Annotated in this window: 12 protein-coding genes; 7 read left to right on the top strand and 5 right to left on the bottom strand. The window is 71.8% G+C overall.

The features are described 5' to 3' along the window. The first annotated feature begins 195 nt into the window (after window positions 1-195). On the top strand, window positions 196-861 hold the full coding sequence (locus tag H288_RS0117145) for a L,D-transpeptidase (RefSeq protein ID WP_020093809.1): 666 nt from the start codon (window positions 196-198) through the stop codon (window positions 859-861). Window positions 862-1,081: 220 nt separating this feature from the next. On the opposite strand, the gene H288_RS0117140 is transcribed toward H288_RS0117145, so the two are convergent. Next, window positions 1,082-1,402 carry a cupin domain-containing protein gene (locus tag H288_RS0117140; RefSeq protein ID WP_020093808.1) on the bottom strand — a complete coding sequence of 107 codons (321 nt, stop codon included), beginning with the start codon at window positions 1,400-1,402 and terminating at the stop codon, window positions 1,082-1,084. Between the two features lie 196 nt (window positions 1,403-1,598). Further along, window positions 1,599-2,021 carry a DUF971 domain-containing protein gene (locus H288_RS0117135; RefSeq protein ID WP_020093807.1) on the bottom strand — a complete coding sequence of 141 codons (423 nt, stop codon included), beginning with the start codon at window positions 2,019-2,021 and terminating at the stop codon, window positions 1,599-1,601. A gap of 81 nt (window positions 2,022-2,102) precedes the next feature. Between H288_RS0117135 and moaA the strand changes: the two genes are divergently transcribed. Then, a complete protein-coding gene (moaA, locus tag H288_RS0117130) occupies window positions 2,103-3,155 on the top strand; it encodes a GTP 3',8-cyclase MoaA (protein ID WP_020093806.1) in 1,053 nt (350 codons plus the stop codon). Between the two features lie 106 nt (window positions 3,156-3,261). On the opposite strand, the gene radA is transcribed toward moaA, so the two are convergent. Together radA and alr are read right to left on the bottom strand one after the other, a co-directional pair. Beyond that, the gene (gene radA / locus H288_RS0117125) at window positions 3,262-4,698 is read right to left on the bottom strand and encodes a DNA repair protein RadA (protein WP_020093805.1); all 1,437 of its coding nucleotides are present in this window, start codon (window positions 4,696-4,698) and stop codon (window positions 3,262-3,264) included. 45 nt (window positions 4,699-4,743) lie between these two features. Further along, window positions 4,744-5,853 (bottom strand): alanine racemase, encoded by a 1,110-nt coding sequence (gene alr, locus H288_RS0117120; protein WP_020093804.1) that lies wholly within the window; start codon window positions 5,851-5,853, stop codon window positions 4,744-4,746. 276 nt (window positions 5,854-6,129) lie between these two features. Between alr and H288_RS0117115 the strand changes: the two genes are divergently transcribed. From H288_RS0117115 to H288_RS0117095, 5 genes are all read left to right on the top strand, one after another. Then, on the top strand, window positions 6,130-6,738 hold the full coding sequence (locus tag H288_RS0117115; protein ID WP_020093803.1) for a CvpA family protein: 609 nt from the start codon (window positions 6,130-6,132) through the stop codon (window positions 6,736-6,738). A 131-nt stretch (window positions 6,739-6,869) separates the two neighbouring features. Further along, window positions 6,870-8,345 (top strand): amidophosphoribosyltransferase, encoded by a 1,476-nt coding sequence (gene purF, locus H288_RS0117110; RefSeq protein ID WP_026605025.1) that lies wholly within the window; start codon window positions 6,870-6,872, stop codon window positions 8,343-8,345. A gap of 246 nt (window positions 8,346-8,591) precedes the next feature. After that, window positions 8,592-9,341 carry an SDR family NAD(P)-dependent oxidoreductase gene (locus tag H288_RS0117105; RefSeq protein WP_026605024.1) on the top strand — a complete coding sequence of 250 codons (750 nt, stop codon included), beginning with the start codon at window positions 8,592-8,594 and terminating at the stop codon, window positions 9,339-9,341. Between the two features lie 195 nt (window positions 9,342-9,536). Further along, the gene (locus tag H288_RS0117100) at window positions 9,537-9,947 is read left to right on the top strand and encodes a dihydrofolate reductase (RefSeq protein WP_012320823.1); all 411 of its coding nucleotides are present in this window, start codon (window positions 9,537-9,539) and stop codon (window positions 9,945-9,947) included. Between the two features lie 61 nt (window positions 9,948-10,008). Beyond that, window positions 10,009-11,127: a carboxylate-amine ligase gene (locus H288_RS0117095; RefSeq protein WP_020093799.1), complete on the top strand. Its 1,119-nt coding sequence runs from the start codon at window positions 10,009-10,011 to the stop codon at window positions 11,125-11,127. A 123-nt stretch (window positions 11,128-11,250) separates the two neighbouring features. Here the strand turns inward: H288_RS0117095 and der are convergent, their stop codons facing one another. Beyond that, window positions 11,251-12,600 (bottom strand): ribosome biogenesis GTPase Der, encoded by a 1,350-nt coding sequence (gene der, locus H288_RS0117090; RefSeq protein WP_020093798.1) that lies wholly within the window; start codon window positions 12,598-12,600, stop codon window positions 11,251-11,253. Window positions 12,601-12,628: the final 28 nt, after the last annotated feature.

Genomic DNA, 12,628 nt, shown 5'->3' with positions numbered 1-12,628 from the left:
GTCATCCTGGCTCTTACGGCCAAGCTGCCACAGTGTTGCCATCGAGTCACGGGCAGGCGGAACCGCCCCGGCCGGGCGGTTTCAGGCTTGGATTTGAGGCGCGAGCGTTTACCCCTTGGCGAGGATCGGCACGGCATCGTGCCGCGGTCTTCGCCGCGTTCCCGCCATAGTCCGCGCCTGCCCCGAGAGGCTTTGATGCGTCGTTTTCTCCCCGCCCTGATCGGGCTTCTCGGCGCGGCCGCCTGCGCCGCGCCGGCACTGGCCTACGAGATCGACCCGCTGACCCGCCAGCCGCTGAACGACGCGCTCACCGTGCGCGTCCGCCCGCAGGCCGTCGAGACCGTCGCGGTGCCGGTGGCCAACGCCTCCCTGAACCCCGCCGACCCGCTGAACGCCGACGCGGCGGTCCCGCAGATGTCGGCGATCCCGCGCGAGACGGTGGCCTATAACGGCCCCTACGGCGCCGGCACGATCGTCGTCTCCACCGCCGAGCGGCGGCTCTACTACGTGCTCGGCGGCGGCCAGGCCCTGCGCTACGGCGTCGGCGTCGGCCGGCCGGGCTTCACCTGGGGCGGTGTGCAGACCATCACGATGAAGCGCGAGTGGCCGGATTGGCGCCCGCCGTCGACCATGCTGAAGCGCCGGCCCGACCTGCCGCGCTACATGAAGGGCGGCCTCGAGAACCCGCTCGGCGCCCGCGCCATGTATCTCGGCGGCTCGATCTACCGCATTCACGGCTCCAACGAGCCGGAGACGATCGGCACGGCCGTCTCGTCGGGCTGCATCCGCATGACCAACGACGACGTGACGGACCTCTACACCCGCGCCAAGGTCGGCACGAAGGTCATCGTCCAGCGCTGATTCCTTTTCGGAGCTTCGACGAGGGGGCCGGCCGCGAGGTCGGCCCTGTTCGCGTTTCGTAGGGTTTCCGGTTGATGGCTTCGGCGCGGCCGTCTTTGCGAGCGGAGCGAAGCAATCCAGCGGCGCCACGCCTGCAGAGGTCGCGCTGCCCTGGGTCACTTCGCTTCGCTCGTGATGACGGGATAGGCACATCAACCGAAGCGTTCAAACGGAAACCGGATCAGGGCAGGGTCACCAGCGCGTCCGGACGCTTCACCTCGATCTCGACGAACGCGATCGGGTGGTCGGACCCGTTCATCACGTCGTGCCGAATGCCCGCCGGGCGCATGTAGGATTGCCCGGCCGCGAGGGCCGTCTCGCTGACCGCCGCGCCGTCGTGGACGCGCAGGATCCCGTCCACCAGCATCACCACGAAGTAGGGCCAGCCGTGCTCGTGCCAGCCGGTCACGCCGCCGGGCGGGAAGTCCCAGCGGGTGATGCGCACGGCGGCGTCGTCCTGCTGGATCGTGGGCGTCGCGGGGATGGTGCAGGCGAAGGCCATGGCGGCTCCGAAGGTGGTGGGCTGACGGGTGCGCGATGCAAGCCGCCGGCCCACTCAGCGGCTCGACGCCGTCATCGCGAGCGCAGCGAAGCGACCCAGGGGTGCGCGACGCCGAAAATCGTGGCGCCACTCTGGATTGCTTCGCTCCGCTCGCAAAGACGAGGCTCGGGGCCGGGGTAAGCGGGAGCAGCTGCCCTCAGTGGCAGCCGCACGAGCCCGACCCGCAGCCCCCGCCCTGCTTCACCGGGGCGGTGCGCGCGGTCTCGCGGTCCAGGCCGCGCTCGGCGAGCTCGCCGAGATAGGTGTTCCAGCGCGTCTCGTACTCGCGGCCCAGGGTGTGGAGGTAGCCCCAGCCGTAGATGCCGGTGTCGTGCATGTCGTCGAAGCCGAGCTTCACCGCGTAGTTGCCGACCGGCTCCACCGCCAGGATCGCCACGGCGCGCTTGCCGCCGATCACCTTCCGCTCCTGCGGCGAGTGGCCCTGCACCTCGGCCGAGGGGCTCGACACGCGCAGGTACTCGGCCGGCAGGGCGTAGCGCGCACCGTCCTCGAAGGCGACGCTGAGCACCCGCCGGTCGGCCGACAGGCGGATCTCGGTCGGCCACAGATCCTCGGTCACGGGTCACACTCCTCACGCAATCTGGGGCTGCGGCGCGGGATCGGCTTGCCCGCGACCGCCGGTGGCATCATATGCCGGACGATGCTCGATGACAGCTCCCTGACGCCGCAGACGTCCGCTCTCGGCGCGACCGCCGGGCCGGCGCCGCTGATCGACCCGTTCCAGCGGGCGATCTCGTACCTGCGCATCTCGGTGACGGATCGCTGCGACCTGCGCTGCGCCTACTGCATGTCCGAGCACATGGAGTTCCTGCCCAAGCGCGACCTGCTGACCCTGGAGGAGCTGGACCGGCTCTGCGGCGTGTTCATCGCCCGCGGCGTGCGCAAGCTCCGGATCACGGGCGGCGAGCCGCTCGTGCGCCGGGACATCATGCACCTGTTCCGCCGGCTCTCGCGCCACCTCGATTCGGGGGCGCTGGAGGAGCTGACGCTCACCACCAACGGCACGCAGCTCACGCGCTACGCCGACGAGCTGGCGAGCCTCGGCGTGCGCCGGATCAACGTCTCCCTCGACACCCTCGACCCGGACAAGTTCCGGGCGATCACCCGCCGCGGCGACCTCAAGGTGGTGCTCGACGGCATCGCGGCGGCGCGGGCCGCCGGGATGAAGGTGAAGATCAACGCGGTGGCGCTGCGCGACGTCAACGCCGACGAGATCCCCGGCATGATCGCCTGGGCCCACGGCCTCGGCATGGACATGACGCTGATCGAGGTCATGCCGCTCGGCGAGATCGAGGCCGACCGGACCGACCAGTTCCTGCCCCTGTCGGTGGCCCGGCAGCGCCTGGAGACCCGCTACACCCTCACGCCGCTGCCCGACCGCACCGGCGGCCCGGCGCGCTACGTGCGGGTCGAGGAAACCGGCGGGAAGCTCGGCTTCATCACGCCGCTGACCCACAATTTCTGCGAGAGCTGCAACCGGGTTCGCCTGACCTGCACGGGCCAGCTCTACATGTGCCTCGGCCAGGAGGATTCGGCCGACCTGCGCGCGGTCCTGCGCGCCTCCCAGGACGACGCGGTGCTGGCCGCGGCGGTGGTAGAGGCGATCACCCGCAAGCCCAAGGGCCACGACTTCGTCATCGAGCGCCAGCGCCCGGCCGCCGTGCCGCGGCACATGAGCGTGACGGGGGGCTGACCGCCTCCGTCCTAGCGAGCGCAGCGAAGCAACCCAGGGCAACGGGCCCTTCCCGACCGTAGCGCATCCCTGGATTGCTTCGCTCCGCTCGCAAGGACGGACGCGCTCACATCTCCTCGTCGGCGTAGCGGGCCGGCTGCCGCCCGCGCTGGCCGGATCCCCGCCGCGGCGCGCCCGCGCTGATGCCCGCCACCAGGTCGGCGATGTGGCGCAGCGTCTCCACGGAGAGCGCCTTCTCGCCCTCGCCGCGGCCCTGCGGGATCAGCGCCTTGGCGAAGCCGAGCTTCTGCGCCTCCTTCAGCCGGGAGCCGGCCTGCGCTACGGGCCGGATCGCCCCCGACAGGCCGATCTCGCCGAAATAGACCGTCTCGGGCGGCAGCACGGCCCCCGACAGCGACGAGACCAGCGCTGCCGCCACCGCCAGATCCGCTGCCGGCTCGGTGATGCGCAAGCCTCCGGCAACATTCAAATAGACGTCGTGGCTGCCGAGCCGGATGCCGCCGTGGGCTTCCAGCACGGCGAGCACCATCGACAGCCGGTTCGGGTCCCAGCCGACCACGGCGCGCCGGGGCATGCCGAGCGACGAGGGCGCCACCAGCGCCTGGATCTCCACCAGCAGCGGCCGCGTGCCCTCCATGCCGGCGAAGACCGCGGTGCCCGCCGCCTGGTGGTCGCGGCCGGCCAGGAACAGCGCCGACGGGTTCGGCACCTCGCTGAGGCCGGCGTCGGTCATCTCGAACACGCCGATCTCGTCGGTCGGCCCGAACCGATTCTTCACGGCGCGCAGGATGCGGAAATGGTGGCCCTGGTCGCCCTCGAAGGAGGCGACCGCGTCGACCATGTGCTCCACCACCCGCGGGCCGGCGATCTGCCCGTCCTTGGTGACGTGGCCGACCAGGATCACCGCCGTGCCGGTGGTCTTGGCGAAGCGAATCAGCGCCTGGGCCGAGGAGCGGACCTGCGTGACCGTGCCGGGGGCCGATTCCACCGTCTCGGTCCACATGGTCTGGATCGAGTCGATGATCGCCAGCGCGGGCGGGCGCCCCTGGCTCAGGGTCTCGACGATGTCCTCGACGTTGGTCTCGGCGGCGAGCTGGACCGGGCGCGCGCTCAGGCCCAGTCGCTCGGCCCGCAGGCGCACCTGCCCGACCGCCTCCTCGCCCGAGATGTAGGCGACCCGCTCGCCCGTGCCCGCCATGGCGGCCGAGGCCTGCATCAGCAGGGTCGACTTGCCGATGCCGGGATCGCCGCCGAGCAGGATCACCGAGCCGCGCACGAAGCCGCCGCCGGTCACCCGGTCGAGCTCGCCGATCCCCGAGGGGATGCGCGGCGCCTCCTTGGCCTCGCCGGTCAGGCCCTCGAGGGGGAAGACCCGGCCGCGGTTGCGCGACGGCCGGGTCGCCGCCGGCCCGGACTGGCCGGGGGCCGAGGGCGCCTCCTCGACGATCGTGTTCCAGCCGTTGCAGGCCTCGCAGCGCCCGCGCCAGCGGTTGTAGACCGCCCCGCAGGACTGGCAGACGAAGGTCTGGTGGATCTTGGCCATACGGGTCCGGGCGCCGGCGGTCCGGCGTGTCAGGGTGGAGTCGCGTCAGCCTACATAAGTTCGAACATACCGAGAACCCAGCCCGGTCAGGATCTCGTAGCCGATCGTGCCGGCGGCGCGGCCGACCGCGTCGATGTCGAGGCTGTCGCCGATCAGCACCGCCTCCGCCCCGCGCCGGGCCGCGGGCGCCGCCGTGACGTCGAGGATGATCAGGTCCATGGAGACGAGGCCCAGGATCGGGCACGGCACGCCGCCGACCAGCGCCTGGCCTCGCTCGCTGATCGCCCGGGGGAGGCCGTCGGCGTAACCGAGCGAGAGGGTCGCCAGCCGGCTCGGCGCGGCGGCGGTCCAGCGGCCGTTGTAGCCCGCGGTGGCGCCGGCCGCGACGCCGCGCACCTGCACGATCGCCGCCTCCAGCCGCACCACCGGGCGCATCGGGTTCGCGGCGCCCGGCGTCGGGTTGCCGCCGAACAGGGCGTAGCCCGGCCGCAGCAGGTCGTGCCGGGCCCCGTCGAGGAAGATGCCCGACGAGTTCGCCAGCGAGGCCCGGAGCCCGGGATAGGCCGCCCGGACCCGCGCGAAATCGGCGATCTGACGGGCGTTGACCGGGTCCTCCGGCTTCTCGGCGCTGACGAAGTGGCTGAGCAGCAGGTCGATCCCGGCGGCCGCGATCCGCGCGTCCCCGGCGAGGTCCAGCGCCTCGGGCACCGACAGGCCGAGCCGGTTCATGCCGGTATCGACGTGCAGCGCCGCGGGCGGGCGGTTCCCCGGGAACGCCGCCCAGTCCGACAGCTCCTCGACGCTGCCGAGCACCGGGCGCAGACCGTGGGCCGCGAAGGCCGCCGCGGCGCCCGGGGGCAGACCGTTCAGGACGTAGATCGCGGCGTCCGGCAGGGCGGCCCGGGCGGCGACGCCCTCGGACAGGTGCGCGACGAAGAAGGTCCGGCAGCCGGCGGCCCACAGGGCCGGCCCGACGCGGCCGACGCCGCAGCCGTAGGCATCGGCCTTCACCACGGCGGCGCAGTCGACGCCCGCGCCGCGGGCCGCCAGGAACCGCCAGTTGGCCGCGATCGCCCCGAGGTCGATCGTCAGCCGGGCGCCGTGGGCGCCGATCTCCGTCACAGGTCCGGCCTCGGACACGCGGAACGCCTCCATCCATTCGCCACCGGGAGTCCGGACGCGCGGACCGGACCCCGGGCGCGACCCATAGCACCGGGACGGTGCCCGGGTGGAGCCGAGCATTCCGCGCGGCGGGTCGCGCCACGGTGATCGGCGCGTCCGATGCACGGTCTGATGCATGGACGGCACAGGCGCGCGATCAGGCGGGCGCGCCAGGGTGACGGCCGAGGTCGGGCTTGGTATAAATCCGCCGCGGTCCGGGGGAGCCGCACGGCCGACGCGCCATCCCCGCGGGTACCAAAAAGCTCAACGATGCCGTTTACCGTCCTGGATCTCGCCGTGCTCGGCATCGTCGCGGTCTCCGCGCTGCTCGCGGCCGTGCGTGGTGTGACCCGCGAGGTCCTGGCGATCGTCGCCTGGGTGGCGGCTGCCGCCGTCGCGTGGACGCTCCACCCCATGCTGCTGCCCACCGTGAAGCAGCACGTGAACAGCGACACCGTGGCGCTGGTGGCGTCGATCGCGGCGATCTTCCTCGGCACCCTGATCATCGTGTCCATCATCACGGTGAAGATCTCCGACGTCGTGCTCGACTCGCGGATCGGCGCGGTCGACCGCTCCCTCGGCTTCCTGTTCGGCGCGGCCCGCGGCTTCCTGATCTGCGTGATCGGCTGGGTGTTCCTGTCCTGGCTGGTGCAGGGCAAGGTGCCGGACTGGGCCGCCCAGGCCCGCACGCGCCCGATGCTGGAGAAGTCCGGAGACGCCCTGGTGGCGCAGCTGCCCGAGAATCCGGAAGGCTTCCTCAAGCAGTTCAAGAAGCCGAAGACCGGCGCGCCGCCGAGCGACTCCGCCGACGCACCGGCCGAGACCGACGCCGCGCCGCAGCGCCGGACCGAGACCGCGCCGACCCCGACGCGACGCTGATCTGCGGTATTCGCCGTAGGTCTCATCGCGCGGAACGCCTAGATAGCGGTTCCGGTGGTGTACGGATTGCTTCCGCGACGACCGGCGCGCCGGCCCGTCGCCGCCGGGATCTGTGAGTGATCGACAGCCCCATGTCACACGCCGCCGCCACCACCGACACCTTCGATCTCGACCTCGACGGCGACACGCTGCGCGAGGAGTGCGGGGTCTTCGGGATCTTCGGCCATCCGGACGCCTCCGCGATCGTCGCGCTGGGCCTGCACGCTCTGCAGCACCGGGGCCAGGAGGCGGCCGGCATCGTCTCCTTCGACGGCTCCGTCTTCCACTCCGAGCGCCGCCCCGGCCTCGTCGGCGATTCCTTCTCCGACGGCGACACGATCGCCCGCCTCAAGGGCCGCGCCGCCATCGGGCACGTGCGCTACTCGACCACCGGCGGCACGATCCTGCGCAACGTCCAGCCGCTCTTCGCGGAGCTCGCCAGCGGCGGCCTCGCGGTCGCCCACAACGGCAACCTCACCAACGCCCTGTCGATCCGCCGCGACCTCGTGCGCGACGGCGCGATCACGCAGTCGACCTCCGACACCGAGGTGATCCTGCACCTCGCGGCCCGCTCGCGGAAGCCGCGGATCATCGAGCGCTTCATCGACGCCCTGCAGGCGATCCAGGGCGCCTACGCGATCGTGGCGCTGACCAACAAGAAGCTGATCGGCGCCCGCGACCCGCTGGGCATCCGCCCGCTGGTGCTGGGCGAGCTCGACGGCCGCTACATGCTGGCCTCCGAGACCTGCGCGCTCGACATCATCGGCGCCCGCTTCGTGCGCGACATCGAGAACGGCGAGATCGTGGTGATCTCCGAGGAGGGGATCGAGTCGATCCGCTTCGCCGACGCCGTGCCGATGCGGCCCTGCATCTTCGAGTACATCTACTTCGCCCGGCCGGACTCGGTGGTGAACGGCAAGAGCGTCTACGCGGTGCGCAAGGCGATCGGCCGGGAGCTGGCCCGCGAGGCCGCGGCGCCCGCCGACATCGTCGTGCCGGTGCCGGATTCCGGCGTGCCGGCGGCGCTCGGCTTCTCGCAGGAGACCGGGATCCCGTTCGAGATGGGCATCATCCGCAACCACTATGTCGGCCGGACCTTCATCCAGCCGACCCAGTCGGTGCGCGAGCTCGGCGTCCGGATGAAGCACTCGGCCAACCGCGCGGCGATCGAGGGCAAAAGCATCGTCCTCGTGGACGACAGCCTCGTGCGCGGCACGACCTCGGTGAAGATCGTCCGGATGATGCGCGAGGCCGGCGCCGCGGAGGTCCATTTCCGGATCGCCTCTCCGCCGATCACCTACCCGGACTTCTACGGGATCGACACGCCCGAGCGGGAGAAGCTGCTCGCCGCGACCCACGATCTCGAGGCCATGCGCAAGTATATCGGCGCCGATTCGCTGGCCTTCCTGTCGATTCCCGGCCTCTACCGGGCGATGGGCGAGGAGGCGCGCAACGCGGCCTGCCCGCAATACACCGACCACTGCTTCACGGGCGACTACCCGACCGGCCTGACCGACCTGTCCATCGCCGGCCCGAAGCGCTTCGCCATGCTGGCCGAGGCCGACTGAGCCTCTCCGGAAGGGCGCGACCGGCAAAGCAGAGACACGGCTTCGGCACAGCCGTCTTTGCGAGCGGAGCGAAGCAATCCAGGGTAGCGCAACATCGGTGAGCATGGCGCCGCCTGGATTGCTTCGCTGCGCTCGCAAAGACGCGGGTCGGGGCCATCGACCGAAAGTGGTCGAAAGGGCCCGGTTACTGGCCATTTGAAACCGGACTCCTCGACCCTTGGCGCGGGAATGCGCTACGTGCTCCCCATGGCTGACTCCCAAAGACCCCTGGAAGGCCGCGTCGCGGTCGTCACCGGCGCGTCCCGCGGCATCGGGCGCGCCGCCGCCCTGGCGCTGGCCGGGGCCGGCGCGCACGTCATCGCGGTGGCCCGGACCGTGGGCGCCCTCGAGGAGCTCGACGACGCCGTCCGGGCGGCCGGCTCCAGCGCCACCCTGGTGCCGTTCGACCTCGCCGACTACGACGCGATCGACCGCCTGGGCGCGGCGATCAACGAGCGCTGGAAGCGCCTCGACATCCTGGTCGCCAATGCCGGCATCCTCGGCGCGCTCATGCCGATCGGCCACATCACCCCGAAGATCTGGGGGCAGGTGATGGACGTGAACGTCACCGCCAACTGGCGCCTGATCCGCTCCCTCGACCCGCTGCTGCGCATGTCGGACGCCGGCCGGGCGATCTTCGTCTCGTCGGGGGCCGCCTCGAAGTGCCGGCCCTACTGGGGGCCCTACTCGGTCTCGAAGGCGGCGCTGGAGGCCCTGGTGCGGACCTACGCGGCCGAGAACGAGAGCGCGGCGATCCGGGCCATGCTGCTCAATCCCGGCCCCCTGCGGACCGGCATGCGCCGCTCGGCCATGCCCGGCGAGGACCCCGAGACCCTCCGGACGCCCGAGGAGCTCGCGCCCCATTTCGTGCGGCTCGCGTCCCCGGACTGGACCGAGACCGGCAAGCTCTACGATTTCCCCACCGACCGGGTGCTGAGTTTCCGCGCACCCGAGTGAGCCCCTGCGCTGTTATTCGAACGCACATCCCACCGCCTGCCTCATCCTGAGGTGCCGGAGCGAAGCGGAGGCCTCGAGAGAACGGCCCGGAGGTCGCGCGATCCCTGCGCCCTCCTTCGCGGTCCGCTCGCGCGGGCATCTCGGGATGAGGGGTTGTATAGGACGGGCCTGATCTTCCTCTCTGAGTTCATCACGATGATCGACGTCCGCTGCATCTGCGCGATCGGCCTGCGAGGCCAGCTCGGCCTCAACGGCCACCTGCCCTGGGAGGGCAACACCGACCCGCTCTTCGTGGAGGACGTCACGCGCTTCTTCGCCCTCACCATGGGCCACGTGCTGATCGCCGGGCCGAAGACCGTGGCCTCGGTGCCCGAATTCGCCTTCAAGGACCGCACGATCGACGTGATCCGCAGCCACGAGGATCCGGAGGCGGTGCTCAAGCGCTATCCCGGGCGGCGGATCTTCGTCGGCGGCGGGATCGCGGTGTGGAACGTCTACGCGCGGTACATCCAGAACTGGGACATCACGCGCCTGCCCTACGACGGCGAGGCCGACCGCTGGTTCGACCCCGCTTGGCTGGTCGGCGGGCCGCTGCGGACGCCCTGAGCGGCACCTTCGTCCCCGCCGGCGCGTTGGCGCGCACGCGTCGCGTTTTCCGGAGACCACGATGAGCACCCCGAGCTACCGCTTCGGCATCGAGGAGGAGTACTTCCTGGCCGATGCCGAGACCCGGGGGACGCCGCGGGGCGACCTCGCCGCCTTCCACGCGCGGGTCAAGGCGGAGCTCCCCGAGACGGGCCGCGAGCTGGTCGCCGCGCAGGTCGAGGTCTGCACGCCGCCGCTCACTGACGCGGCGGCCGCCCGGGAGAATCTCGGCGGCCAGCGGCGGCAGCTCGCCGGGATCGCGGCCGAGAACGGCCTGCGGCTGCTGGCCTGCGGCACGCACCCCCTGGCGCGCTGGTCGCGCCAGACCGCCACCGACGGCGCGCGCTACAAGGGCATCCTGTCGGATGTCGGCATCGCGGCGCGGCGGGCCCTGATCTGCGGCATGCACGTCCACGTCGAGGTTCCGGACCCCGACGCCCGGGTCGACCTGATGAACCGGCTGCTGCCGTTCCAGCCGCTGCTGCTCGCGCTGTCGGCCTCCTCGCCGTTCTGGCAGGGCGAGGCGACGGGCCTGCGGGCCTACCGGCTCAGCGTCTTCGGGGAATTGCCGCGCACCGGCCTGCCGGAACTGTTCACTGACTCGGACGCCCACGCGCGGTTCGTCGCCATCATGACCCGGTCGGGCGCCATCGCGGACGCGAGCTTCCTGTGGTGGTCGCTGCGGCCCTCCATCAAGTTCCCGACCCTGGAGCTGCGCATCGTCGACGCCTGCACGCGCCTCGACGATTCGCTCTGCGTCGCCGCGCTGTTCCGCTGCCTCGTGCGCCTGTGCGCGCGCCGGCCGGACCTCCATGCCGGGCTCGACGGCGTCTCGCGGGCGCTGGCCTCGGAGAATCTCTGGCGCGCCCAGCACAGCGGCGTCGCCGCGTCCCTGATCGACGAGGCGCGCGGCGAGGCCGTGCCGTTCGCCGAGGCGCTGGAGGCGGTGCTCACGCTGGTGGCCGAGGACGCGGACGCTCTCGGCTGCGCGGCGGACGTGGCCCGCGCGCGGGCGATCGTGGCCGAGGGGACCAGCGCGGACGGGCAGATCGCGGCCTACGAGGCCGCGCTCGCCGCGGATCAGGACGAGCGCGCCGCGCTGGCGGCCGCGGTGGACTGGATCGCCGACGCGGCGCGCTGAGCACTGCCGCATCCGCGCCGTCATCACGAGCGGAGCGACGTGACCCGGGGTGCCGCGACCTCGACCAGCGCGGCGCGACACTGGGTTGCTTCGCTCCGCTCGCAAGGACGACAGGAGCTCGGATCAGCCCTTGTCGAACGGGTTCTGCGAGGTGCGCAGGGACAGGCGGATCGGCGTGCCCGGCAGGTCGAACGCCTCGCGCAGGCCGTTCACGAGGTAGCGCGTGTAGGATTTCGGCAGGGCGTTGAGCTGGTTGCCGAACAGCGCGAAGTGCGGTGGCCGGCTCTTCACCTGGGTAGCGTAGCGGATCTTGATCCGCCGGCCCGACACCGCCGGCGGCGGGTTGCGGGAGGTGGCCTCGTTCAGCCAGTCATTGATGCGCGAGGTCGAGACGCGCCGGTCCCAGACCTCGGCGGCCTGCACCACCGCCTGCATCAGCTTGTCGACGCCGTCGCCGGCGAGACCCGAGAGCGGCACGACACCGACGCCGCGCACCTGCGGCAGCAGCCGGGTGCAATCCTCGCGGAGCTGCTTGAGCAGGCCCGGCTGGTCGGCGACCAGATCCCACTTGTTGAGGCCGATCACCAGGGCGCGGCCCTCGCTCTCGACGAGGTCGACGATGGTGAGGTCCTGCTTCTCGAACGGGATCGTCGCGTCGAGGAGCACCACCACCACCTCGGCGAAGCGCACCGCGCGCAGGCCGTCCGAGACCGCGAGCTTCTCCAGCTTGTCGTCGATCCGGGCGCGGCGGCGCATCCCGGCGGTGTCGTGCAGCTTGATCCGCCGCCCGCGCCACTCCCAGTCCAGGGAGATCGAGTCGCGGGTGATGCCGGCCTCGGGGCCGACGAGCAGCCGGTCCTCACCGAGCATGTTGTTGATCAGGGTCGACTTGCCGGCATTCGGGCGGCCCACGATCGCGACCTTCAGGGCGCGGCCGCCGGGGGCGTCGTCGTCGGCCTCCTCGTCCTCGTCGCGCTGGGGCAGGGCGCCCTTGAGCGCCTCGTGCAGCTCGCCCAGGCCCTCGCCGTGCTCGGCGGAGAACGGGATCGGGTCGCCGAGCCCGAGGGTGAAGGCCTCGTAGGCGCCGGCGAGGCCGGCGCCGCCCTCGGCCTTGTTGGCGATCAGGATCACCGGGCAGCCGGCGCGGCGCACCAGCTCGGCGAAGGGCTGGTCGGCCGGAAGCACGCCGGCGCGGGCGTCGATCACGAACAGGACCACGTCGGCGGCGAGGATCGCCGCCTCGGTCTGCATCCGCATCCGGCCCGTGAGGGTCTTCTCGTCGGCCTCTTCCAGGCCGGCGGTGTCGATCACCCGGAACTGGAGGCCGCCGAACGCGACGTCGCCCTCGCGCCGGTCGCGGGTCACGCCCGGGCGGTCGTCGACCAGCGCGAGCTTCTTGCCCACGAGGCGGTTGAACAGGGTCGACTTGCCGACGTTCGGCCTCCCGACGATCGCGACGGTCGGCATATCCATGGTGGTTCTCGAGACAGTCCGGACGATG

The sequence above is a fragment of the Methylobacterium sp. 285MFTsu5.1 genome (genome assembly GCF_000383455.1).
GTDB lineage: Bacteria > Pseudomonadota > Alphaproteobacteria > Rhizobiales > Beijerinckiaceae > Methylobacterium.
Note: the sequence above shows the minus strand (reverse complement) of the source record. Positions and strands in the feature narration are given on the sequence as shown.